A 22703-nucleotide genomic window follows, 5' to 3' on the forward strand; every position below is an offset into this window, starting at 1 on the left:
GCGAGAGGCCGTTTCTCGGCCGGACGCGAAACGGCCCCGCATCCGCTGGGGATGCGGGGCCGTTCGGACTTCAGCCTTCAGGCGTCAGTGCTCACGCACCACCGGAGAGCTTCTCGCGGAGGGCGGCCAGCTGCGCGTCGCTCGCGAGCGAGCCGCTGTCCTGCTGCTCGTCGTTCGAAGCCGACGAGTAGTTGCCGCCGCCGGTCGGAGCCGCCTGCTCCTCGCCGCCACCGGCGGCCGCGGCAGCCGCGGCCTCGGCGTCGGCCTGGCGGGCCTTGGCGATCTGCGCGATGTGCTTCTCGTAGCGGGTGTGCGCCTCGGCGTACTGGCGCTCCCACTCCTCGCGAGCCGACTCGAAGCCTTCCTGCCACTCCTGGGTCTCCGGGTCGAAGCCCTCGGGGTAGATGTAGTTGCCCTCGTTGTCGTACTCGGCAGCCATGCCGTACTGGGTCGGGTCGAACTCCGAGTCGGGGCTGAAGCCCTCGTTGGCCTGCTTCAGCGACAGGGAGATCCGACGACGCTCGAGGTCGATGTCGATGACCTTGATCATGACCTCGTCGCCGACCTGGACGACCTGCTCCGGGATCTCCACGTGGCGCTCGGCCAGCTCGGAGATGTGGACCAGGCCCTCGATGCCCTCGTCGACGCGGACGAACGCACCGAACGGCACCAGCTTGGTGACCTTGCCCGGCACGATCTGGCCGATCGCGTGGGTGCGGGCGAACTGACGCCACGGGTCTTCCTGGGTCGCCTTCAGCGACAGGGAGACGCGCTCGCGGTCCATGTCGACGTCCAGGACCTCGACCGTGACCTCCTGGCCGACCTCGACGACCTCGGACGGGTGGTCGATGTGCTTCCAGGACAGCTCGGAGACGTGCACCAGACCGTCGACTCCACCGAGGTCGACGAACGCACCGAAGTTGACGATGGAGGACACGACGCCCTTGCGGACCTGGCCCTTCTGCAGCTGGTTGAGGAACTCGCTGCGGACCTCGGACTGGGTCTGCTCCAGCCAGGCGCGACGGGACAGGACCACGTTGTTGCGGTTCTTGTCCAGCTCGATGATCTTGGCTTCGAGCTCGCGGCCGACGTAGGGCTGCAGGTCGCGGACGCGGCGCATCTCGACCAGGGACGCCGGCAGGAAGCCGCGCAGCCCGATGTCGAGGATGAGGCCGCCCTTGACGACCTCGATGACGGTGCCGCGCACGGGCTCGTCCTTCTCCTTGAGCTCCTCGATGGTGCCCCAGGCGCGCTCGTACTGGGCGCGCTTCTTGGAGAGGATCAGCCGGCCTTCCTTGTCCTCCTTCTGGAGAACAAGCGCCTCGACGAAGTCACCAACGGTGACGACCTCGGCGGGGTCGACGTCGTGCTTGATCGACAGTTCCCGGGACGGGATGACGCCCTCGGTCTTGTAGCCGATGTCAAGCAGCACCTCGTCACGGTCGACCTTGACGATGGTGCCCTCAACAATGTCCCCATCGTTGAAGTACTTGATGGTCTGGTCGACGGCGGCGAGGAAGTCCTCCTCCGTCCCGACGTCGTTCACTGCGACCTGCGGCTTGGTGGCGGCTGCAGTCGGGACGGTGGTGGTGTCGGTGGACATCAGGTGGGTTGCTCCGGTACGGATAGGTTGGTCGCTGGTTCTACGTTTGTGCCGCGTCGTCGCCGGTTTCTTCCAGCCCGATCACAGACCGGACCTGCGGATTCCGTTCGCCGATCGACCTTCGCCACCTCGGTGTGACCCGGGGCGCTGAAGCCGATGAGAAAAAGACCCACGGCGCGGGCGGTATCGTACGCGCTTTCTCGATCGTCGGGCAAACCGCGGTACCCCTGGGCGGCAGAAGCGTGTCGGACGCACGACACAATCTCTTCACGTCCGCACCGCCACGCACAGTCCCGGGGGCCTCCTTGACACATCCCGACGAGCCGGAAAACGCCAGCTCCCAGAATAGCTCGGCGGAGCAGCGCCTGGGGACCGTCGGTGTGCGCAAGCGCAGCGTGGACGCCGCCGAGTCGCGCTCGGCGAACCGGCTCTGGTGGGACGCCGACGCCGACGACTACCAGGCCGAGCACGGCCAGTTCCTCGGCGACGACGACTTCGTCTGGTGCCCGGAGGGCCTGCGCGAGGAGCACGCCGGGCTGCTGGGCGACGTGCGCGGCAAGCGGGTGCTGGAGGTCGGCTGCGGCGCGGCGTCGTGCGCGCGCTGGCTGGCCCGGCAGGGAGCCGAGGCCGTCGGCCTGGACATCTCCGGCGGGATGCTGCGGCACGCGGCCGAGGCCGCCGAGCGCACCGGCACCTCGATCCCGCTGATCCAGGCCAGCGCGGATCAGCTGCCCTTCGCCGCCGACAGCTTCGACCTGGCCTGCTCGGCGTTCGGCGGGGTGCCGTTCGTGGCCGACGTGGGCGCGGTGTTCCGCGAGGTGGCCCGGGTGCTGCGCCCCGGCGGCCGGTGGGTGTTCGCGGTCACCCATCCGATGCGGTGGATCTTCCCGGACGACCCGGGCCCGACCGGGCTCACGGTCACGCACTCCTACTTCGACCGCACCCCCTACCTGGAGATCGACGGCGACGGTCGTGCGACCTACGTCGAGCACCACCGCACGCTCGGCGACTTCGTGCGCGCGCTCGCGGGCGCGGGCCTGCGCCTGACCGATCTGATCGAACCCGAGTGGCCCGAGGGGCACACTCAGCAGTGGGGGCAGTGGAGCCCGCTCCGGGGCAAGCTGTTCCCCGGAACGGCGATCTTCGTCTGCACGCTCGACTGAACCGTCCGCGCCGCCTCGCTCGGCGGTGCGGGTAGCGGAAGCTCAGCGGCGGTGCCGGCTGATCAGGTGGCACCAGGAGAAGAGCGACTTCGTCGCTTGACCGAGAGAGACGTGAGGAGTCCCCGGTGGCGACCGCGCAGGAATTGATGGAGGCCCAGTTCGCGCGGTTCGCCGCCCTGGACCCGCAGCTGCCGCACGACCAGTTCGTGCCCTCGGACGCCGAGCCGGTGGCGGCGCGCACCCCCGAGGGCTACGGGGTGGCGGGGCTGGTCACGCACACCTCGAACCCGGCGGGCTCGGCGCGCGGGCTGTGGCAGGCCGGTGAGGCCTTCGAGCTGTTCCCGATCGTCGGCGAGCACCCCCGCTCGGGCTTGGACGCGCTGCTGGGCGCGTGGCGGGAGTGGCTGGCGGCGCGCGACGACCCCGGGTCGAACTCCTCGGCGATGGTGGTGTGGCCCAGCCGGGACGTGCAGGGCACGAGGGCGTTGCTGGACCACGGTTTCTTACCGCTGTCGGTGCTCGCGGTTCGATCACCCGTCCCGGTCGCAGATACGGAACTGTCTCTGGTACCGTAAAGGTGCGCCGCGCGGGACCGGCCGATCTGGACGCCGTCGTCGAGCTCACCCTCGCCGAGCTCGAATACGCCGCCCTCGTCGGAACCGCGACGTACCGCTCCGACGCCGCCCAGCTGAAGCGGGCCGCCGCCCGAGTGCGCCTGCACTCCGACGACCCGGTCTGGCTGGCGGAGCAGGACGGCACGCCCGTCGCGGTCGCGGAATGCGGCTGGATCGACACCGGCAAGTCCCCCCGGGCTTACCGGCTGCGCCCCGGCTCGTGGGCCTACGTCAACTGCGTGTCGGTGCACGAGAAGGCGCGCGGCACCGGTGTCGGGCAGCAGCTGATGGCGGTGGCGCACAACGAGTTCGTGCGCCGGGGAGTCGTCGGCAGCTTCCTGTACTACAACCCGCCCAACCCGTTGTCCTCGGTGTTCTGGCCCCGCCAGGGGTACCGGCCGCTGTGGACGATGTGGGAGGTGCGCCCGGCCACCGCACTGCGCTGACCCCGATCCCGGGGCCGTGGTGCAGGCTCCGAGAGGATCGAGGAGAAGGCGTGGAGATCGTCGCCACCGGCGTCGAGGTCATCGGCGCGCACGGGCCGCTGCTGGCGCCCACTTCGCTGCGGGTCGCCGACGGGCAGACGCTGCTGGTCACCGGCGAGGCGGGAACGGGCAAGACCGCGCTCGCACTGGCCCTGTCCGGCCGCCTCAAGCCCAGCGCAGGCAGCGTCCGGCTGGACGGCTCCGCCGACGCCGACGTGCTGCGCCGCACCGTCGCCGTCGTCGACGCACCGCAGATCACCGAGCCCGACGAGGCGCTGCAGGTCCGCGACGTCGTCGCCGAGGGCCTGTCGCTGGCCGGGCGCCGCTCGACCCGCCGCAAGGTCCGCGACTGGCTCGCCGAGCGCGAGCTGCCCGGCGACGTCCGCTTCGAGAACCTCCCCGCGCACCAGCGCACCCGGCTGCTGATCGACCTGGCCTGCGAGTCCCGCACCACGCGCGCGCTGGTGCTCGACTGCCCCGACCGCCACGGTCACGACCCGCAGCACTGGTACTCCCCCGCCACCGCCCGCGCCGCCGACGGCATGGCGGTCATCGTGCTCTGCTCCACCCACTCCGCCGACGAGCTCGGAGCGCCCGCCGTCCGCATCGGCGCGAACGACACCGAGTCCGAGGGCACCGAGAAGTCCGACGACACCCAAAACCCGGGCAAGACCCGGAAGTCCACTTCAGTCCGTTGACACCTGAAGGTCCGCGATGACTAGTTTCCGGCTCGCCGCAACGGAATTGCGGCGGCTCACCTCGGGCAAGCTGCCCAAGCTCGCGCTGCTGGCGGTCACGCTGGTGCCGCTGCTCTACGGCGCGATGTACATCTACGCCAACTGGGACCCCTACGGGAAGCTCGGTTCGGTGCCCGCCGCGGTCGTCATCGACGACACCGGCGCGCAGCAGGACGACGGCGAACAGCTCAACGCCGGTCGGGACGTCTACGACGAGCTCGTCGACTCCGGCACGTTCTCCTGGACCCGCACCGACCTGCAACGCGCCCAGGCCGGCGTGGCCAACGGCGACTACACCTTCGCGCTGGTCGTGCCGAAGGACTTCTCCCGCGCGCTGGTCTCGCCCGCCGACTTCACGCCGCAGCAGGCCAAGCTGCAGCTGATCACCAACGACGCGAACAACTACCTGGTGGGCACCATCGCCGACAAGCTCGCCGGTGAGGTCCGCGCCGGGGTGGCCTCCAACGCCGGGTCGACCGCGGCCGAGAAGTTCCTGCTCGGCTTCTCGACCGTGCACGACAAGACCGTCGAGGCCGCCGACGGCGCGGGCAAGCTCGCCGACGGCGCCGGTCAGCTGCGCGACGGCCTCGGCCAGGCCCAGCAGGGCGGCACGCAGCTCTCCGACGGCGCTCACCAGCTGCTCAGCGGGCAGCAGCAGCTCGCCTCCGGCGCCAACCGGCTCGCCGACGGCACCGGCCAGCTGCACACCGGGCTGCAACAGCTGCAGGCGTCCACCGCGCAGCTGCCGGACCAGACCGCCAAGCTCGCCGACGGCGCCGAGAAGGTCGCCCAGGGCAACGAGCAGCTCGCGGACAGGGCCAACGTCGTCGGCAACCTCTCGCAGGGCATCGTCGACGACCTGGACGAGACCAAGGCCCGGACCGCGCAGCAGCTGCGGCAGGCCGGCGTCGACGAAGCCACCGTGCAGAAGGTCGTCGACGGGCTGGACCAGCTCGGCAGCCCCGCCACCGACGCGAACGACAAGCTGCAGACCCAGGTCGGGCAGCTGAACATGCTCGCCGACGGCGCCCGTCAGGTCGCCGACGGCAACCGCGCGCTGGCCAACGCCACCCCGCAGCTCACCAGCGGCATCCAGCAGCTCACCAGCGGCGCCGGGCAGGTCGACGACGGCGCGGTGCAGCTGCGCGACGGCCAGCAGCAGGCGTTGTCGGGCACCGGCAGGCTCGCCGACGGTGCCGACCAGCTCGTCGGCGGCACCCGGCAGCTCTACGACGGGTCCGGTCAGCTCGCCGACGGCTCGACGACGCTGGCGGGCGAGCTCGGCAAGGGCGCGGGTGACATCCCGAACCCGGACGAGAAGACCCGGCAGGCCACCGCCGACACCATCGGCGACCCGGTCGCCGTCGACACCCAGGCGCAGGTCAAGGCCGACACCTACGGCGCCGGACTCGCCCCGTACTTCATGGGCCTGGCGCTGTGGGTCGGCGGGTTCGTGCTGTTCCTGATCATGCGGCCGATGTCCAACCGCGCCCTGGCCGCGGGCGTGGCCCCGTGGCGGGTCGCGCTGGGCGGCTGGCTGCCCGCGGCGCTGATCGGCCTGGTGCAGGCGGTGCTGCTGTTCTCGGTGGTGGTGTTCGCGATCGGCGTGCACCCCGCGCACCAGTGGCGCACGCTCGGGTTCCTGATCCTGACCTCGTTCGCCTTCACCGCCGTGGTGCACTCGCTCAACGCGGCGTTCGGCCCGAAGGGCAAGTTCATCGCCCTGGTGATCCTGGTGCTGCAGCTGGTCACGGCCGGTGGCACGTTCCCCTGGCAGACCATCCCCGAGCCGCTGCACCCGCTGCACCAGGTGCTCCCGCTGGGCTACGTGGTCACCGGCTTGCGCCACCTCATCTACGGCGGCACCGAGGGCTCGGTGACCCAGGCGGTCGCGGTCCTGCTCTGCTACCTGATCGCGGCCCTGCTGCTCACCACGATCGCGGCCTGGCGGCAGCGGGTCTGGACCCCCAGCCGCCTCAAGCCCGAGCTGTCCCTGTAGCCCACCCGGAGTCAACAACCCCGGTTCTCGCCCGCGCGAGAGCCGGGGTTTCTTGACGCGATCAGGCGAGCGGCGTCAGCCGCTGTTCCAGGTGCGGGACTCGGCCCGCACCGCCGAGCGAAGCGACCGCGGAACGGTCGTCAGTCGTCGTAGCGGGCGATCTCGATGAGGTTGCCGTCCGGGTCGCGCAGGTAGAGCGAGGTGATGGGGCCCTTGGAGCCGGTGCGGCCGACCGGGCCCTCCTCGATGCGGACCTCGCTGGTGCGCAGGTGCTCCTGCACGTCGGACAACGGCTGGCCGGTGACGAAGCACAGGTTCGCCGAGCCGGGCACCGGGTGCGTCGCGGTCGGCTCGACGAGCTCGGCGGACGCGTGCAGCTTGATCGTCTGGTCGCCGAAGCGGACCGCACGCCGCTCACCTGGGAACTCCACCGGCTCCATGCCGAGGACGTCCCGGTAGAACTCGACCGCCCGATCCACATCGGCGACGGTGAGGACCAGGTGGTCGACTCGATCGATGCTGATCATGCTCCTCCTCGGGGTCGGCGCGGTACGCGTACGGGGTGCCCGCGCCCTGCTGGCGCCCCGCCCGGCCACGACGCCGCGGCGGCCGAGGTCGGCCGGAGCGCGTAGCAGGTTATCCGCACCGGTGTTCGGTACCGGGCCCAGGGCCCCACCAGCGGTGACGTTCGCCATTGCACAACACACCCCGACCGCGCATCCCCGAAACGGGGGAACCGTGATCGACTCGAGATCCGGTGCGGTCAGTGCGCCGCCGAGTCCCAGGACCGGCCCACGCCCACCGAGACCTCCAACGGCACGTCCAGCTCGAAGGCCGAGCCCATCTGCTCGCGGACCAGCTTCTCCACCACGTCGCGCTCGCCGTCGGCCACCTCGATGATGAGCTCGTCGTGGACCTGCAGCAGCGTTCGCGACCGCAGGCCCTCGGCCTTGATGGCCCCGTGCACGCCGAGCATCGCGACCTTGATGATGTCGGCGGCGCTGCCCTGGATGGGCGCGTTGAGCGCCATCCGCTCGGCCATCTCGCGGCGCTGCCGGTTGTCGCTGAGCAGGTCCGGCAGGTAGCGGCGGCGCCCCAGGATGGTGGAGGTGTAGCCGTCCTTGCGGGCCTGGTCGACGACCTCGCGCAGGTAGTCGCGCACCCGGCCGAAGCGAGCGAAGTAGGCGTCCATCTGCGCTTTGGCCTCCTCGGCGGAGATCCGCAGCTGCTGGGCCAGGCCGTAGGCCGACAGCCCGTAGGCCAGGCCGTAGGACATGGCCTTGACCCGGCGGCGCAGCTCCTGGTCGACCTCGCCGATCGGCACGTCGAACGCCTGCGAGGCGACGTAGTTGTGCAGGTCCTCGCCGGTGTTGAACGCCTCGATGAGCCCCTCGTCGCCGGACAGGTGCGCCATGATGCGCATCTCGATCTGGCTGTAGTCGGCGGTCATCAGCTCGTCGTAGTCGCCGCCGACGACGAACACCTCGCGGATCCGGCGGCCCTCCTCGGTGCGGATCGGGATGTTCTGCAGGTTCGGCTCGGTGGACGACAACCGGCCGGTCGCGGCGATCGTCTGGTTGAACGTGGTGTGGATCCGGCCGTCGTCCGAAATGGACTTCGTCAGACCCTCCACAGTGGTCTTGAGCCGGGTGGCGTCGCGGTGCTCCAGCAGGTGCTGCAGGAACGGGTGCTCGGTCTTCTCGAACAGCGTCTGCAGCGCTTCGGCGTCGGTGGTGTAGCCGGTCTTGGTGCGCTTGGTCTTCGGCATGTTCAGCTCGTCGAACAGCACCACCTGCAGCTGCTTCGGCGAACCGAGGTTGATCTCCTTGCCGATGACCGAGTACGCCTCCTGAGCGGCCTGCTTGACCCGGGCCGCGAAGTGCTCGCCCAGCTCGGCCAGCTGGTCGGCGTCGACGGCGATGCCGGCGCCTTCGAGCTCGGCGAGCACCAGCAGCAGCGGCAGTTCGAGGTCGGTGAGCAGCTTGCCGCTGTCGATGCGGGCCAGCTCGGTGTCGAGGGCGTCGGCGAGCTCGGCGACGGCGCGGGCCCGCAGCAGCTCGCCCGCGGCGGCCTTCTCCTTGCTCTCGGACTCGTCCTCCAGCAGCGACAGCTGGCCGTCGTCGGCACCGCTGTCGGCGCGCAGCTCGCGCTGCAGGTAGCGCACGACGAGGTCGGGCAGCTCGAAGGAGCGCTGGCCCGGGCGCACCAGGTAGGCGGCGAGGGCGGTGTCGCTGGTGAGCCCGGCGACGGTCCAGCCGCGGTCGCGGATGGCGTGCAGCGGGCCCTTGACGTCGTGGGCGGCCTTGGGCACGTCGGGGTCGGCCAGCCACGCGGCCAGGGCCAGCTCGTCGTCGCCGGTGAGCGCGGTGACGTCGACGAACGCCCCGGTGCCGTCGGAGGTGGCCAGCGCGATCCCGGCCAGGTCGCCGCGGCCGCGCGCCCAGGTGCCGGTGCAGGACAGGCCGACGCGGTGGCCGCCGCGCGCGTGCTCGTCGAGCCAGGCCGCGAGCTTGCCGGGTTCGACGACGCCGCCGGTGATCTCGAAGCCCTCCTCGACCTCGGGTTCGGCGCTGGAGAGCGTGGCGAACAGCCGGTCGCGCAGCACCCGGAACTCCAGGTCGTCGAACAGCCGGTGCACGGCGTCGCGATCCCAGGCCCGGACCTCCAGGTCGTCCGGCCCGGCCTCCAGCTCCACGTCGCGCACCAGCTCGGTGAGCTGCCGGTTGAGCAGCACCGACGAGAGGTGTTCGCGCAGGTTGTCGCCCGCCTTGCCCTTGACCTCGTCTACGCGGTCCACGAGACCCGCCAGCGAGCCGTACTGCTGGATCCACTTGGTGACGGTCTTCTCCCCCACCCCCGGGATCTTGGGCAGGTTGTCGGACGGGTCGCCGCGCAGCGCCGCGAAGTCGGGGTACTGCAGCGGGGTCAGGCCGTACTTGGCCTCCACGGCCTCCGGCGTGAAGCGGGTCAGCTCGGAGACGCCCTTGGTCGGGTAGAGCACCGTCACGTCGTCGGTGACCAGCTGCAGCGCGTCCCGGTCACCGGTGCAGATGGAGACCTGGAAGCCACCGGCGGTGGCCTGGGTGGTCAGCGTCGCGATGACGTCGTCGGCCTCGTAGTTGTCCTTGCTCAGCACCGGGATGTTCAGCGCGCCCAGGATCTCCTGGATGAGGCTGACCTGGCCCTTGAACTCGTCGGGGCTGGCGCTGCGGTTGGCCTTGTACTCGGTGAAGGTCTCGCTGCGGAAGGTCTTGCGGGACACGTCGAACGCGACGGCGAGGTGGCTGGGCTGCTCGTCGCGCAACAGGTTGATCAGCATCGAGGTGAACCCGTAGACCGCGTTGGTGTGCTGCCCGGTGCCGGTCTGGAAGTTCTCCTTCGGCAGGGCGTAGAAGGCGCGGTAGGCCATCGAGTGGCCATCGATCAACAGCAGGCGTCGGTCCTCGGAGTGCGTCACGGCCGCGAGTTTAGGCTGCTGGGCTGACAGCCAGTACCGCAGGCGACGGGAAGGAACCACGGTGCCCGAATCCACCAGCAGCGAGGCCGCGACCAGCGTCGACGAGAATCTGATCGCGGTCGTCCAGTCCGGCGAGGAACAGCTCAGCGCGCGGATGGGCATCGAGATCATCGAATACACACCCGAACGTGTGGTCGCCACGATGCCGGTGGCCGGCAACCGCCAGCCCTACGGGCTGCTGCACGGCGGCGCGAACGCGGTGCTCGCCGAGCAGGCGGGCTCGATCGCCGCGGCGATCAACGCCGGGGCGGGCCGCATCGCGCTCGGCCTGGAGCTCAGCTGCACGCACCACCGCGCCGCCACCGAGGGCAAGGTCACCGCCGTGGCCACCCCGCTGCACACGGGCCGCTCCACGGCGACCTACGACGTGGTGATCACCGACGAGCAGGGGCGCCGGACCTGCTCGGCCCGGCTGACCTGCGTGCTGCGCGACCAGTGACCCCGCGGCCGGTGACCCGGGCATGAGAAAGGCGGGGCACCCGATCGGGTGCCCCGCCTTCCGCTTCCGTCGATCAGGACAGGTTCTCAAGAACCGCCTGCGCGACCGCCTTCATCGTGGTGCGGCGATCCATCGCGGTTCGCTGCAGCCAGCGGAAGGACTCGGGCTCGGAGAGGTTGTGCTTGCTCATCAGCAGGCCCTTGGCCCGCTCGATGGTCTTGCGCGCCTCAAGCCGCTCGGTGAGGTCGTTGACCTCGGCTTCCAGGGCCTGAACCTCGGTGAACCGGGACACGGCCAGTTCGATGGCCGGCACGAGGTCGCGCTTGGCGAAGGGCTTGACCAGGTAGGCCATCGCCCCGGCGTCGCGCGCCCGCTCCACCAGATCGCGCTGGCTGAAGGCGGTCAGGATGACCACCGGCGCGATCCGGTCCCCCGCGATGTTGGATGCGGCCTCGATGCCGTCCATCTTCGGCATCTTGATGTCCAGGATCACCAGATCGGGTCGAAGTTCCTCGGCGAGCCGGACGGCTTCCTGTCCGTCACCAGCCTCACCGACGACCTGGTAGCCCTCCTCGCGGAGCATCTCCACCAGGTCAAGCCTGATCAACGCCTCGTCCTCGGCCACGAGTACGCGACGTTCGACGGGCTTGGCCTCGCGTGTGTCCTCGGCAGCCGGCGTCGTCACCGGGATCCTCCAGTAGAACTCGGGGTCCGCCGATGCGGTTTGCATCGGAAACCGCAGCTTACCGGTACTGACTTCACGCCGAGGTTAAGAGGCGGCGTGACCATTGCGACATCCTCCCGCTCACCCGTTCGACGCCCTCCGCCGCACGAACAGGACGTAGATCAACATGATGGCGGCGACGCTGATGAGGCTCAGCAGGAGCTGCGAGCGGACGTCGGCGACGAAGGCCATGGTGATGATCACGGTGGCGATCAGGGCCAGGGTGACCCAGGTCAGGTGCGGGAACAGCCACATCTTCAGCTTCAGCGCCTCCGGCGCCTCGCGTTCCAGTCGGCGGCGCATCCGCAGCTGCGAGAGGGCGATCATGCCGTAGATGAACAGCGCCACGGCGCCCGCGCTGTTGATGATGAAGTAGAAGATCGTGTCCGGGGCGACGTAACTGGCCGCAACAGCGATGTAACCGACCAGTGTGGACAGCACGATCGCCTTCCACGGCACACCGCGGCCGTTGAGGTCGCGCACCCAGCCCGGCGCGAACGACCGCTTCTGCAACGCGAACAGCATCCGGGAAGCCGTGTACAGCCCGGAGTTCAGCACCGAGATCACCGCGGTGAACACCACGACGTCGACCACGACCTCCGCCGCCGGCATCCCGAACCGGGTGAACGCCGCGGCGTACGGGCTGCCCTCGGTCGGGATCTGATCCCACGGCGTGATCATCACCAGCAGCGTCACCGAGCCGACGTAGAACAGCAGCACCCGCCACACCACGGCCTTGGTCGCCTTCGCCACCGAGCGCTCCGGCTCGTCTGATTCGGCGGAGACGATGGTGACGATCTCGGTGCCGAAGTAGGAGAAGATCACGATCACCACGCCGTGCAGCACGGAGAAGCCGCCGTGCGCGAAGAAACCGTCCTGGCCGATGTTGCTCACCGAGATCTCCGCCCCGGGCCACAGCCCGAAGACGAACAACGTCCCGCACACCAGGAAGATCACGATGGTGATGACCTTGATGGAGGCCAGCCAGAACTCGGTCTCGCCGAACGAGCGCACCGACACCAGGTTCGTCCCGGTCAGCACCAGCATCAGCCCCAGCGAGATCACCCACTGCGGCACCATCGGGATCAGCGGGTTGATCAGCTCGGCCCCGGCGACGGCCTCGAAGGCCACGACGCCGACCCAGTAGTACCAGTACAGCCAGCCGAGGGTGAATCCCGCCCACTCCCCCAGCGACGTCCGCGCGTACTCCATGAACGAGCCGAGCGCGGGCTGCGCGGTCGCCATCTCGCCGAGCATCCGCATCACGAGCACGACGATCAGCCCGCCGATCGCGTAGGACACGATCGCCGCCGGGCCGACGGTCGAGATCACCGCCCCGCTGCCGATGAACAGGCTCGCCCCGATGATGCCGCCGAGCGCGATCATCTGGAGGTGCCGGTTCTTCAGACTCCGCCGCAGCCCCGGCTCACCCCGGGTCACCTCATCGACCAACACGTCCTCCGCACGTTCGACCAGCCACACGCTGCACGATCAAGCGAACCTAGAACGCCGTGATCACCACCACCAGCCCCGCGCGGTAAACGATCTCCAGCACCCGTTCACATGAACCTGACCAGGAGTAACGCCCCGGACACCCTCCCGGAAGACCCTGATCGGCCGTCCCGTATGCTGACGACAAGACCAGCCCCCGTAGCCCAACGGCAGAGGCAGCGGACTCAAAATCCGTCCAGTGTGCGTTCGAATCGCACCGGGGGCACCAGCCTTCACCAGGCAAAACAACCGAATATGTGGATCATGATTTTGGTCCTGGGTGCGGCCTTGGGTGCGAGTACACTCAAGGCCATGAGTCGTTCACACCCCGATGAACGTCAGCGCGGTCGCATCGAGGAACGCAGCAAGACGCTCCGGGTGGTCGTCTTCGCGGGCAACGACCCGGTGACGGGTCGCCGCACCTACCTCCGCGAGACGATCAACGGCACGGACAAGGCCGCCTACAAGCGCGCCGAGAAGGCGCTCACCAAGCTGCTGGCACAGGTCGACAGCCAGCGCTCCACCCCGTCGACGGTGAGCCTGTCCTTCGCCCTGGACGAGTGGATGCGCACCAGCGAGATCGAGGACAGCACCCGGCACACCTACAGCGGCTACATCGACCGCTCGATCAAGCCGACGCTCGGCGAGACTGCGGTGAACAAGATTTCCGCGAGGATGCTCGAGGGCTTCTACACCGAACTTCGACGCTGCCGCGCTCGCTGCGATGGCAAGCCCTACATCGAGAAGCACAAGAAGCCGGGCGAGCACGACTGCGTCGCCGAGGAATGCCGCCCACACGCGTGCAAGCCGATGGCTGCCTCAACGGTCCGCCAGATCCACGCGATCATCAGCGGCACCCTCGACGCCGCAGAACGCTGGGACTGGATCAGCTCAAACCCGGCCCGCGTCGCACGGAAACCGCGTCAGAAGCGCCCAGAGCCTGACCCGCCCACTCCCGCCGAGGCCGCGCGGCTGTCAGAAGAAGCGTTCCAGATGGACGAAGACTGGGGCACGCTCGTCTGGCTCGCCATGACCACCGGCATGCGCCGCGGAGAACTCGTCGGTCTGCGCTTCTCCCGCGTCGACCTCGACGAGGAAGTCATCGACCTCCGCCGCAACTGGGTCCGCGGCAAGGAGAAGGACACGAAGACCCACCAGAACCGCCGCATCGCCCTCGACTCGGAAACCGTCACCTTGCTCCGCGAACACCGCGACCGCGTCGCCGACAGAGTCCGGGACCTAGGCGCCAAGTTCAGCGACGACCTCTACGTCTTCGCCGGCACCCAACACCCCGACCACACCCAGCCCTACTCCCCCAACGCCATAACCCAGCGCTACAAGGACATGGCCGACAGGCTGGGCATCAAAACTCACCTCCACGCCCTACGCCACTACTCCGCCACCGAACTCCTCACCGCAGGCATCGACCTCCCCACCGTCTCCGGCCGCCTCGGCCACGGCGGTGGAGGCGCCACTACGTTGCGCGTCTACGCAGCCTGGGTCGCGGCCTCCGACCGCAAGGCAGCCGAGATCCTTGGATCCCGTATGCCGAAAAGAAAAGGAGGTTAGACGTAAGGCCAGTCGATTCGCGACCAGCTGTGCCATTTTCAGTGCGGATCGAACAGCTCCCAAGTAACGCGACGAGACTCCACTCAGATCAAATCTGAAAACACTCTAACCGCCTACAGGAGCGAAATCCCTGCCTCTTATTGGGCAACCTCATTCTTCCTTTTTCGTCTCGACAGGCTGCTCGAGTTGCTGCTGACGCTTGTTTTGTTCATCTCTGATGGATTCCACTTGCTGGGCAAACAAATGATACGCTTGCGCTTCGGTCTCACAACTTGAGTATCGCCCCACCCTCAGGGCTACAGAATAGTACTCCCTCTCTATCAGGTCCGAAGCCTGCTGCAAATTGAACGATCGTTCCCGAAACTTGTAGTAGCCGTTAATGCCGGTAGTTACACCCACGACGAGACTGATTGCGATCGTCATGGTTTGAAAAGCCGAGAAGTACACAGAGGCAGTTGCAATGGCCGACGTGGTCACGGATCCAATAATCGCAATGGTCTGGAACCAGTCATGCCAGCGCTTGTACTTCCTCGCGATTGATCGATACTCCTCCATAACCATGACAGAATCTTCACGATACTGACGGTGGATCTTTAAGAGATTCTGACTACTTGCCTCAGCCCTCGTGTCGATGTCATCAGCGAGACGACTCTTGTAGAATTCGCGCAGCTCAATTATGTAGCCCTTCTGCGAAATCACCCGCCACACTAAGCGAAGCGCCACAAACAAGGCCGCGCAGAATATCAACACCAGGGCCGCGAGCGTCGAATAAAACAGCCATTGGGCAGACAAAAATCCGTAGTATACCCGAGCGAAGACCAGTAATGCTACGCCTGCTGCCAACAGAGTCGAGAGCCAAAAGAAAACTATCCGGCCAAGCCTTAACGTCTTCAGCTCATACTCAAGCTTGGCTATTCTTCTCTTTAGCGGCTCAATCGATATTTCATCCGAGACATCCTCGTGACCGCGTGCCGAGAGTGCTCTTCTGATCCACTGGTTGAAGCCTTCTCCATGGTAGGCGCTGCTCACCGACTGTTATCCCCTCAGAGTCACAAGATTGCCGGTGATCTTTCTAGATCAAGCTTGTATCACCAATGGGCTATCCGAGTGAAGGTGGGGCTTCGCGACGTTCGGCGCCATCAGCGCGTGACGACGGTTCGATCGCGCAATCCTGAACCGCCCTAGTCCCCCGCACCTGCGCCTTGGCACACGAAGGCTCTCGGCTGCTGCTTCCTCTGATGCGCATCCGTAGGCTGCGGGCGTGAGCGAAGAGCGCGGAGCTTGGAAGACGTACGGGGAGCGGCTCGTCTATGACAACCGGTGGGTTCGGTTGGGGTTGGCTGACGTGGAGGCGCCGAACGGTGAGCGGTGGGAGTACCACGTCGTTCACCTGGCTCGGATCGCGATCGCTCTGATCGTGGACGAGCAGGACCGGGCACTGATGCTGTGGCGCTACCGGTTCCCGACCCAGCAGTGGGGTTACGAGCTGCTTGGTGGCTTGGTCGACGACGGTGACGACTCAGCTGGAACCGCCGCTCGCGAAGCCGCTGAGGAGAGCGGTTGGGAGCCGGTCGGCGAGGGTCAGCACCTGGTGACCTTCGAGCCTCTGCCTGGACAGGTCACCGCCCCGGTGGACGTCTACTTGTGGCGTGGGGCGAAGCACATCGGCGATCCGACCGACACCGAGGAAGTCGGCCAGGTCGAGTGGGTTCCGCTATCTCGGGTTACCGAGCTGGCGCAGCGACAGGAGCTGCTCGGTTCGGGAACCCTGGTGGCGCTGCTGTACTTCCTCGCTTCACGCAACACCCTCGGTGGAACCGGGCAAGATCAGCCCGCCGAGCCGGCGTAGGTGTCGGTCTGACTTGATCTGAGAAGCCAGACGCCGCGCTTGCCTGGAGTGGTCAAGCGCGGCGTCGCGGTCTCCGGCGGCAGCGAACGCCAGTGCCAGGTCGACGAGAAGCCCTGTGCGCGCCCGCACGAACTGCGCCGGTACGCGCGGTAGCGCTTCGACGAGCTGGTCGATCGCCTCTGGCTCGCCTAGCTTGCTCAGAGCGTTACCGCGCCAGCGGTCGAGGTGCGAGCCGCCTAGGAACAGGAACGGCAGCGCGGCGTCGACCGGCTCGGAAGGCAACAACGCGTCTGCCACGTCGAACGCCCGCAACGCACCGTCGCGGTCGCCAACGGCGGCCAGTCCCTCCCCGTGAGCTGCGGACAGCCACGCTCGCAGCAGCGGCGGTGCCGTCCCCTCCGCGACCTCACAGGCGTACGCGAGCTGCTCGACGGCCGAGGCGGTCTCGCCGACGTCGATCAGGACGAACGCCTGCTCCGCCGCGGCGTGTGCCAGCAGGGCCGGAGCCATGGCCTCTCGGGCCGCTGATTTTGCGCGTTCGTAGTGCTCCCACGCCTGCCCGAGGGCGTTCCGGTCCAGTGCTTCCCAGCCCGCCAATGTGGACGCCTCGGTGAGCGCACCGGCGAGCTTTTCCCGTTGTCTGCCAATGGTGTTGTAGCTGAGCAGGTCTTCGACCTGCTTGATGGTGCTGCGGAGCTGGTCGAGCAGTGTGATCCCGCCGAAGCGGCGGTCGACGTGTCTCGCATCGTTGATCTGCCGCAGGAAGACCTCGACCGTGTCCGCGTCCACGGTCTTCGCCATCGCCAGCCTCGACCGCAGCTCCGCGGCGTCGCTGTCCTCGGCCTCCGGAGGAAAGCCGAGTTCTTCGTTGGTGCGGCCGTAGATGTCGCGGAACAGCCGCTGATAGGTCTCGCTAACGGCTTCGTGCCCGTTCTCCCAGCGGGAGAGCTTCGTCTTCAGGCTCGCCGCCGTCATCACCGGGACGCCGAGGGCGTCGGCGCGTTTGAGAAGCATGCGAATGACAGCCTCGGCCGAGTAACCGAGCTGCTTGCGGACCGCCTGAAGTCGCTTCTCCTCCATCACCGCCCCCACCTTGAATAACGGTCCTGACCTGCGAAGTTAATTGCGGTTAATGGCTTCGCGGTTAACCCGCGCCATCTGCAAAAACTTCCGCGGATGCCGTTTCTTGGTGGCATGCGCAGCACGAACGCAACCACCAGCCCGCCACTGCGGCGGGCCGTCGAGGACCAGAGCCAGCTACCCCGCCCGCTCGCCGTCACTTCCGGTTCCAGCGCGCAGTCGAGCGTTCATCTCGTCGAGTTGGCGGGTGATCTGGCCGAGCTGGCGCTCGATGGCCGAGAGCCTGGAGGGCACGTCGTCCTCTTTGAACACCGGCTCGCCGGCCAGGGGCGGCTCACGCCCTTCCAGCACTGCCAACAGATGTTCCGGGTGCCAGCCGAGCGCGAGCGACAGCGCTTCCAAAGTTCGCGCGCTGCGGCGTCGCTGCACCGTGTTGCGCTGCAACTCGCGCACCGTCGCCTGCGACACGTGCGAGCGCCGCGACAGCTCCCGCTGACGCATGCCCAGCTCGCTCGTGCGCTGATTGATCGCGCGCGCGACCGCAGCCCAGTCTTCCGTCACGTGTTCCTCCGCGCTCCGCCTCAGCGCCGAGATTAGCGCGCAATAGCGAATCCGAAAGGCAGACCCGGCTCACGAATCGCCGGGCTTCGACCAATCTGCGCAATTTAGCGCTGAAATTGGCGCTTGAATGCGCCGAAACAATCTCTTTCCTCTTCAATCGAAGGGCATACCGCCATGGAAACAAGCGCTGAAAACGCGCGGCCGACCTTTTACACGGTCCGTGAAGCCGCGCAGATCATGCGATGCAATCCCTCGACCCTCTACCGAGCCATCCGCGAAGGTGCGTTCCCCTCAGTTCGGGTCCGCACTCGCTACGTCGTCCCCGCCGCAGCGGTGGACAAGCTCGCCAACGAGGCCAGCACCTCGGGCGGCTGCGTTGACGTCGCCCAGATGGCCGCTGAGCACCGCACCGCTCAGGAGATCGCTCGGCTGACGGGTGGTGCGCGATGAACCACCTCGACATCGAACGACTCCAGCGAATCGCCGCACAGCTGGATCGCTTGCGGCACGTCCCCACCGATGTGCTCGCCGAGGTCGTCGTGCGCGACGGCAGGTGCATGCAAATCACAACAGGCGAGGAACCGCCGGAATCTGCCAGCGCGGACCCGGATCGGCAGCTCGCGGCCGATCTGTGCACGGGCTGCACCGTCCAGGACGCATGCCTGGAGCTCGAATTCCGGTTGCACGGCGGACGAACGCTCGGCGTGTGGGGAGCAATGCCCGATCAGGACCGACGAGCGCTCTACCCGATCTGGTTGGCGCATCGACAGCACGGACCAACGAGCAACGAGGAGGTGACCGGCGATGATGGTGCAATTGACACCCGTTGAAGTGCTGATCGGCCTGGGCATCGTCGTCGCCTTGTTCGCCGTGTGGCGCGCGAGTGCGCGTGCTGCGCACCGGGCTTCCGAGGCGACGCGGGCTGGAGCCCGACTCATGTCGCTCACCGGGCGGGTGCTGCTGACGGCGGCGACCATCGTCGGGGTTCAGTGGATCGTAATAGTCAATCCCGGCAACACGGTGCTGCTGCTCGCGGTGCTCGCGGTGCCGGCGCTGCTCGCGTCGTACACGGTCACTCGAGCTCTGACCGTGACCACGCTCGACACTCCGCAGCGAAGGAGTCGGCGGCGATGATCGGGCAGGTTCCGCCTCCGGCGAAGGGTGGGCGGCAGCTGCCGCCCACCCGGGCCGAGGCCGAGCACGTCGAACAGGTTCGCAAGCAGGTCGACCGCTTGTGCTGGACGGGCATCCTGCTCGGCCTGGCCTTCACGATGACCAACGTCCAGCAGTTCGCCGCCGCTGACTCGCCACCGTGGTCGCTGGTGTGGTTGGCGGCGTGGCTGCTCGACCCGATGGTGTCGCTGGTGCTCTTGGCGATCCTGCGCGCCGAGCAGGTCACCGCGAGGTACGGCATCCGCACCGGTGGCTGGGTGCGTGCTGCGAAGTGGTTCACGCTCGCGGCCACGTACGTCATGAACACCTGGGCCGCATACGCGGCCGGCGAGGCCGACTCGGTGGTTCTGCACTCCGTGCCTCCACTGGTCGTGTTCGTCGCGGCCGAGGCCGTGACCGATCTGCGGGACAAGCTCAGCGAGGCCGTCCGGACAGCGTTCACGAACGCAGCGGCTGGCTCGCCCGACCAAGCTCCCCATGACCGCGAGCGGCCGACCCGCCAATCAAGCGTCAAGCGACGGACGTCGTTCGAGGAGTACCTGGAGCGGGCGCGCAGCGCGTGGAGCCCGGACGTGACGGTGTCGCCGTCGTGGATTCGGGAGGCAACTGGCTGCTCGCGTGGACTCTCGTCGCGGTTGGCCGCCGCGCTCGCAGCTGAAGTGGACGAGGGAGGTGGTCCGCGATGAACGAGCAGGGCGAACCGCTCCCGGTACCACGGCCATCGAGCGAAGTTGAATCCGCGATCTTCGACGCCGAGCTCGTGGACGATGCGGCGTCGGTCCCGAAGCTGACGCGATGGCAGCGGTTCATGAACTGGTGGCAGCGTTCACCACGCGTGCCTACCGCACTGAAGTCACGAAAGGCCGCCAAGCAGGCCCTCCTGGATCTCCTTCTGTTCGTCGTACACCTCCCGTGGCGGTTCGTCAGCGCTGCCGGCCGCGGGACGGTCGCCGCGGTGCGTGCTTGGCGTCGGTGGGTCCAGGTTCACGACTACCGGGACGCCGCGGAGCAGTCCGAGAAGCTCGCGGACAAGTTCATCGAGATCCGAGAGCTGACCCTGTTCCGGTGGAAGGTGACCGGAACAGCCGGGTTGGCTTCCGCCGCCGTCCTGGTGGTCGCGTACGTCCTGTACGGCGCACCAGCTCTGTGGGCTGCGGGAGGCCTGGCGGCCGCGTCCTTGGCAATCTTCGGACGCCGCAAGGAGGGATCACCGGGCCGGAAGCCCGTGCTGTCCGGCCCCCGCAGTCTGACCTGGACGATGGATCCGCAAGTCCTGGTCGAAGCGTTCCGCGATGCCAAGCTGATCGGCAAGGACGAGTCCCTGCGCCTGGTCGAAAGGGCTGCGCACGACGGCTCGGGCTGGGCGGTCACCGTCGACCTGCCAGCGACGCGCAAGGCAGCGGACGTCATCAAGCACAGGGAAGCTCTCGCATCAGCGCTTGCAGTCGATGAGTTGCAGCTCATCATCGAACGAGTTCGAGGCCGCGGCGGGCACGCCGGTCGTGTCTTCCTGTGGGTCGCCGACGCCGACCCGTACGCAGGGCCTCCGATGCGATTTCCGCTCCTCGACGTCGAGCAGTGGGACGCGTGGCGAGCGATCCCGTTCGGGCGCGATGCTCGCAACCGCCGCGTCGACCTGCAGCTCGTGTGGACATCGTTGCTGATCGGCGCGATTCCCCGGCAGGGCAAAACCTTCTCGACCCGACTGCCTGCTGCAGGGTTGATCCTCGACCCGCACGCAAGGCTGTACGTCTTCGACGGCAAGGGAGGTAAGGACTGGGAAGCCGCGGAGGCTGTCGCGCACCGGTTCGTCTGCGGTGACGAGATCGAGCACGTCGAGGCCGTTCGCGATCACCTCGTGGAGCTGGTGGCAGAAGTCCAATCCCGCTACGCGCGGATGTCCAGGCTTGACGACGACATCTGCCCGGAATCGAAGATCACCCCGGCAATCTCCCGGGACACCGACCTCGACATGCCGATCACGGCCGTGATCATCGACGAGGTGCAGGTGTACCTGGAGAACCCTGCCCGCGAAGACGTCGGCGGCAAGAAGAGCACCATCGGCGCCTACATCGCTGACCTGCTCACCTACCTCACGCGGAAAGGCCCGGCCGTGGGCATCGTGGTCATCCTCGCCACCCAGCGCCCCGACTCGAACACGATCCCGTCCCGGCTGCGCGCGGTGCTCGGTTCGCGATTCGCCTTGCGGGTCATGGACTGGCGTGATTCCAACATCGTGCTCGGCGAGCAGATGAACACCCGGGGTTTTGATGCCTCGACGTTGCTCCCGAGCCACAAAGGGGTCGGCATCTTGCGGCCGGACAGCGAAACCGGCGCGGACACCATCGCCACGTTGGTCCGCACGTTCTTCATGCCGAACCCGGAATGGCGAACCATCTGCGGCCGCGGAAGAGCTCTGCGCGAGGCAGCCGGAACGTTGACCGGCCATGCCGCTGGTGATGACCTGCAACAGGCAGTCGACCCAGCGGCAGTGGCCAAGGCGCTCGGCAGCGGCTCCGAGGTTCTGGACGACCGCTCAGCACTGCCAGAGCCCCTGTCGTCGGTCGTCGACTACCTGGGAGACGACATCGACCGGCGCGATTTCGTACCGACGGCCGAGCTCATCGACGCACTCGACACCGAACCGACCTTGTTCGGCCGGCAGATGGGCGAGCTCGGCTGTCAGCCAAGACGCGCCCGCGTCGCTTCCGAAGACGGCACCGTGCGCCAGGTCCGCGGCTACTACACCGCGGACCTCCGGGAAGCAGTGGACGAGGCCCGCACGGCCCAGGAGAAGGAAGGCGAATAGGCGTCCCATGACAACCGCGAACCCGTCCCAAACCTGACACCCATGTCCGCACCCGTCCCATGCGACAGGACACGACCAAGTAGCCGTTGACCAGGCAAGACACTCAGCGGGACGGCTGGGACGGGTGTCCGCGCACCCGTCCCAGCTGTCCCTAACCCGGCCTCATGTCGACTTCACGAGCCTCACGACGGCAACCTGTCCCACGAGCGCTCTCTCAGCGTCCGTGCTTGGCGGATTCGACCTCGCCATCCTCGGTAGCAAGAGCTGGTACCTCACCCTGGCTTCGCAGGAGCTTCGCGACGCCCTCCAGCACTCCAGCCACCTGACCCAGGTCAATTTCATCCATACGTCCGGCAGCGACCTCGTACGCAACGTCGTCGAGCAGCCATTGGGTCTTCCGCAGCAGGACCGCCAGAGCCGCGACATCGCTGGTCACTGACTCACTCCCGTCTCGACCAACGCATGGGCTTCGCGGTTGCACTCCGCACAGGTGGGCCACAGCCATGCGAGCTCGGTTCCCCGAGCGACGGTCACGGAACGCCGACACAGCGCAGTGATGCTCTCCCCCACCGCATATGCGCCGGCGAGGCGGATGTCCGCCGTGGCATGGCGACCGCCGTCCGCAGGCACCCAGCGAAACGGATGCATCCTGACACCTCCAAGTTCCCCAGCTCGAACACCGTGCGCAGGGACCGGAGCCCGAGGGGTCGGTCACTTCCGGCCCCGGCCCCTGCCTTCGAGCCCGGCGACGCGCGAAAGCGCGGAGAACACGCCGCCAGGCCGAGGTGTGACCGCGAGTAGCTATCCCGATCACACTGAAATAAGCTTGTCAACTGAGCGATATAAGCGCCATGCCAGGAACACGACACAAGGACGTCTTGAGGACCACC

At 67.7% G+C, this 22703-nt stretch carries 23 protein-coding genes and 1 tRNA gene; 14 read left to right on the top strand and 10 right to left on the bottom strand.

Translation table 11 applies throughout. From position 1 onward, the window contains the following. Positions 1–91 precede the first annotated feature (91 nt). Positions 92–1603 (bottom strand): 30S ribosomal protein S1, encoded by a 1512-nt coding sequence (gene rpsA / locus REH65_RS07510; RefSeq protein ID WP_281456127.1) that lies wholly within the window; start codon positions 1601–1603, stop codon positions 92–94. Between the two features lie 305 nt (positions 1604–1908). Here rpsA and REH65_RS07515 point away from each other — a divergent pair, with 305 nt between their 5' ends. The 5 genes from REH65_RS07515 (at position 1909) to REH65_RS07535 (ending at position 6601) form a co-directional block, all read left to right on the top strand. Beyond that, positions 1909–2766 carry a class I SAM-dependent methyltransferase gene (locus tag REH65_RS07515; protein ID WP_406691837.1) on the top strand — a complete coding sequence of 286 codons (858 nt, stop codon included), beginning with the start codon at positions 1909–1911 and terminating at the stop codon, positions 2764–2766. Positions 2767–2891: 125 nt separating this feature from the next. Continuing rightward, entirely contained in the window at positions 2892–3341 is a 450-nt protein-coding gene (locus tag REH65_RS07520; RefSeq protein WP_406691838.1) for a hypothetical protein, read from the top strand. Positions 3342–3343: 2 nt separating this feature from the next. Next, positions 3344–3826 carry an N-acetyltransferase family protein gene (locus REH65_RS07525; protein ID WP_406691839.1) on the top strand — a complete coding sequence of 161 codons (483 nt, stop codon included), beginning with the start codon at positions 3344–3346 and terminating at the stop codon, positions 3824–3826. A gap of 50 nt (positions 3827–3876) precedes the next feature. Further along, positions 3877–4563: an ATP-binding cassette domain-containing protein gene (locus REH65_RS07530; protein WP_406691840.1), complete on the top strand. Its 687-nt coding sequence runs from the start codon at positions 3877–3879 to the stop codon at positions 4561–4563. A gap of 16 nt (positions 4564–4579) precedes the next feature. Then, positions 4580–6601, top strand: coding sequence for a YhgE/Pip family protein (locus REH65_RS07535; RefSeq protein ID WP_406691841.1), 2022 nt, complete (start codon positions 4580–4582; stop codon positions 6599–6601). A gap of 140 nt (positions 6602–6741) precedes the next feature. Here the strand turns inward: REH65_RS07535 and REH65_RS07540 are convergent, their stop codons facing one another. Together REH65_RS07540 and polA are read right to left on the bottom strand one after the other, a co-directional pair. Continuing rightward, entirely contained in the window at positions 6742–7128 is a 387-nt protein-coding gene (locus tag REH65_RS07540) for a VOC family protein (protein WP_281456132.1), read from the bottom strand. A 236-nt stretch (positions 7129–7364) separates the two neighbouring features. Continuing rightward, positions 7365–10058: a DNA polymerase I gene (gene polA, locus REH65_RS07545; RefSeq protein WP_406691842.1), complete on the bottom strand. Its 2694-nt coding sequence runs from the start codon at positions 10056–10058 to the stop codon at positions 7365–7367. A 112-nt stretch (positions 10059–10170) separates the two neighbouring features. On the opposite strand from polA, the gene REH65_RS07550 reads away from it, so the two are divergent. Next, positions 10171–10557 (top strand): PaaI family thioesterase, encoded by a 387-nt coding sequence (locus tag REH65_RS07550; RefSeq protein WP_406693117.1) that lies wholly within the window; start codon positions 10171–10173, stop codon positions 10555–10557. Between the two features lie 73 nt (positions 10558–10630). On the opposite strand, the gene REH65_RS07555 is transcribed toward REH65_RS07550, so the two are convergent. Together REH65_RS07555 and REH65_RS07560 are read right to left on the bottom strand one after the other, a co-directional pair. After that, positions 10631–11242, bottom strand: coding sequence for an ANTAR domain-containing response regulator (locus REH65_RS07555; protein ID WP_093416966.1), 612 nt, complete (start codon positions 11240–11242; stop codon positions 10631–10633). A 120-nt stretch (positions 11243–11362) separates the two neighbouring features. Continuing rightward, the gene (locus tag REH65_RS07560) at positions 11363–12667 is read right to left on the bottom strand and encodes an amino acid permease (RefSeq protein WP_281456185.1); all 1305 of its coding nucleotides are present in this window, start codon (positions 12665–12667) and stop codon (positions 11363–11365) included. Positions 12668–12925: 258 nt separating this feature from the next. Here REH65_RS07560 and REH65_RS07565 point away from each other — a divergent pair. After that, positions 12926–13001 (top strand) — tRNA-Leu (locus tag REH65_RS07565). Between the two features lie 83 nt (positions 13002–13084). After that, positions 13085–14341 (top strand): tyrosine recombinase XerC, encoded by a 1257-nt coding sequence (gene xerC / locus REH65_RS07570; protein WP_406691843.1) that lies wholly within the window; start codon positions 13085–13087, stop codon positions 14339–14341. Between the two features lie 150 nt (positions 14342–14491). On the opposite strand, the gene REH65_RS07575 is transcribed toward xerC, so the two are convergent. After that, positions 14492–15370: a DUF4231 domain-containing protein gene (locus tag REH65_RS07575; RefSeq protein ID WP_406691844.1), complete on the bottom strand. Its 879-nt coding sequence runs from the start codon at positions 15368–15370 to the stop codon at positions 14492–14494. 232 nt (positions 15371–15602) lie between these two features. On the opposite strand from REH65_RS07575, the gene REH65_RS07580 reads away from it, so the two are divergent. After that, positions 15603–16190 (top strand): NUDIX hydrolase, encoded by a 588-nt coding sequence (locus REH65_RS07580; RefSeq protein ID WP_406691845.1) that lies wholly within the window; start codon positions 15603–15605, stop codon positions 16188–16190. Here the strand turns inward: REH65_RS07580 and REH65_RS07585 are convergent. Further along, the gene (locus REH65_RS07585; protein WP_406693118.1) at positions 16137–17270 is read right to left on the bottom strand and encodes a tetratricopeptide repeat protein; all 1134 of its coding nucleotides are present in this window, start codon (positions 17268–17270) and stop codon (positions 16137–16139) included. The two genes, REH65_RS07580 and REH65_RS07585, sit on opposite strands and share 54 nt — an antisense overlap. A 177-nt stretch (positions 17271–17447) precedes the next feature. Next, a complete protein-coding gene (locus REH65_RS07590) occupies positions 17448–17831 on the bottom strand; it encodes a helix-turn-helix domain-containing protein (RefSeq protein ID WP_132676873.1) in 384 nt (127 codons plus the stop codon). Positions 17832–18005: 174 nt separating this feature from the next. Here REH65_RS07590 and REH65_RS07595 point away from each other — a divergent pair, with 174 nt between their 5' ends. From REH65_RS07595 to REH65_RS07615, 5 genes are read left to right on the top strand one after another with little or no spacing between them, the layout of a single operon-like run. Then, positions 18006–18281, top strand: a complete 276-nt coding sequence (locus tag REH65_RS07595; RefSeq protein WP_125089967.1) for a helix-turn-helix domain-containing protein — start codon at positions 18006–18008, stop codon at positions 18279–18281. After that, positions 18278–18661: a WhiB family transcriptional regulator gene (locus REH65_RS07600; RefSeq protein WP_406691846.1), complete on the top strand. Its 384-nt coding sequence runs from the start codon at positions 18278–18280 to the stop codon at positions 18659–18661. The genes REH65_RS07595 and REH65_RS07600 overlap by 4 nt, the downstream gene beginning before the upstream one ends. Next, positions 18636–18965 (top strand): hypothetical protein, encoded by a 330-nt coding sequence (locus tag REH65_RS07605; protein WP_406691847.1) that lies wholly within the window; start codon positions 18636–18638, stop codon positions 18963–18965. The genes REH65_RS07600 and REH65_RS07605 overlap by 26 nt, the downstream gene beginning before the upstream one ends. Further along, positions 18962–19690: a hypothetical protein gene (locus REH65_RS07610; protein ID WP_406691848.1), complete on the top strand. Its 729-nt coding sequence runs from the start codon at positions 18962–18964 to the stop codon at positions 19688–19690. The genes REH65_RS07605 and REH65_RS07610 overlap by 4 nt, the downstream gene beginning before the upstream one ends. Beyond that, the gene (locus tag REH65_RS07615; protein ID WP_406691849.1) at positions 19687–21813 is read left to right on the top strand and encodes a cell division protein FtsK; all 2127 of its coding nucleotides are present in this window, start codon (positions 19687–19689) and stop codon (positions 21811–21813) included. The genes REH65_RS07610 and REH65_RS07615 overlap by 4 nt, the downstream gene beginning before the upstream one ends. A gap of 214 nt (positions 21814–22027) precedes the next feature. Here REH65_RS07615 and REH65_RS07620 read toward each other — a convergent pair whose 3' ends face one another. Together REH65_RS07620 and REH65_RS07625 are read right to left on the bottom strand one after the other, a co-directional pair. Further along, complete coding sequence (locus REH65_RS07620) at positions 22028–22249, bottom strand: hypothetical protein (protein ID WP_406691851.1); 222 nt, start codon at positions 22247–22249, stop codon at positions 22028–22030. Further along, positions 22246–22461 (bottom strand): zinc finger protein, encoded by a 216-nt coding sequence (locus tag REH65_RS07625; RefSeq protein ID WP_406691852.1) that lies wholly within the window; start codon positions 22459–22461, stop codon positions 22246–22248. The genes REH65_RS07620 and REH65_RS07625 overlap by 4 nt, the downstream gene beginning before the upstream one ends. Between the last annotated feature and the right edge of the window lie 242 nt (positions 22462–22703).

This window comes from Saccharopolyspora sp. ID03-671 (genome assembly GCF_045278815.1).
GTDB lineage: Bacteria > Actinomycetota > Actinomycetes > Mycobacteriales > Pseudonocardiaceae > Saccharopolyspora > Saccharopolyspora ipomoeae.

Coding starts and splice junctions, on each gene's coding strand:
- rpsA (WP_281456127.1), bottom strand. CDS start 1,603: ATGTCCACCGACACCACCACCGTCCCGACTGCAGCCGCCACCAAGCCG.
- REH65_RS07535 (WP_406691841.1), top strand. CDS start 4,580: ATGACTAGTTTCCGGCTCGCCGCAACGGAATTGCGGCGGCTCACCTCG.
- REH65_RS07540 (WP_281456132.1), bottom strand. CDS start 7,128: ATGATCAGCATCGATCGAGTCGACCACCTGGTCCTCACCGTCGCCGAT.
- REH65_RS07560 (WP_281456185.1), bottom strand. CDS start 12,667: ATGATCGCGCTCGGCGGCATCATCGGGGCGAGCCTGTTCATCGGCAGC.
- xerC (WP_406691843.1), top strand. CDS start 13,085: ATGAGTCGTTCACACCCCGATGAACGTCAGCGCGGTCGCATCGAGGAA.
- REH65_RS07585 (WP_406693118.1), bottom strand. CDS start 17,270: ATGGAGGAGAAGCGACTTCAGGCGGTCCGCAAGCAGCTCGGTTACTCG.
- REH65_RS07595 (WP_125089967.1), top strand. CDS start 18,006: ATGGAAACAAGCGCTGAAAACGCGCGGCCGACCTTTTACACGGTCCGT.
- REH65_RS07600 (WP_406691846.1), top strand. CDS start 18,278: ATGAACCACCTCGACATCGAACGACTCCAGCGAATCGCCGCACAGCTG.
- REH65_RS07605 (WP_406691847.1), top strand. CDS start 18,636: ATGATGGTGCAATTGACACCCGTTGAAGTGCTGATCGGCCTGGGCATC.
- REH65_RS07610 (WP_406691848.1), top strand. CDS start 18,962: ATGATCGGGCAGGTTCCGCCTCCGGCGAAGGGTGGGCGGCAGCTGCCG.
- REH65_RS07615 (WP_406691849.1), top strand. CDS start 19,687: ATGAACGAGCAGGGCGAACCGCTCCCGGTACCACGGCCATCGAGCGAA.
- REH65_RS07625 (WP_406691852.1), bottom strand. CDS start 22,461: ATGCATCCGTTTCGCTGGGTGCCTGCGGACGGCGGTCGCCATGCCACG.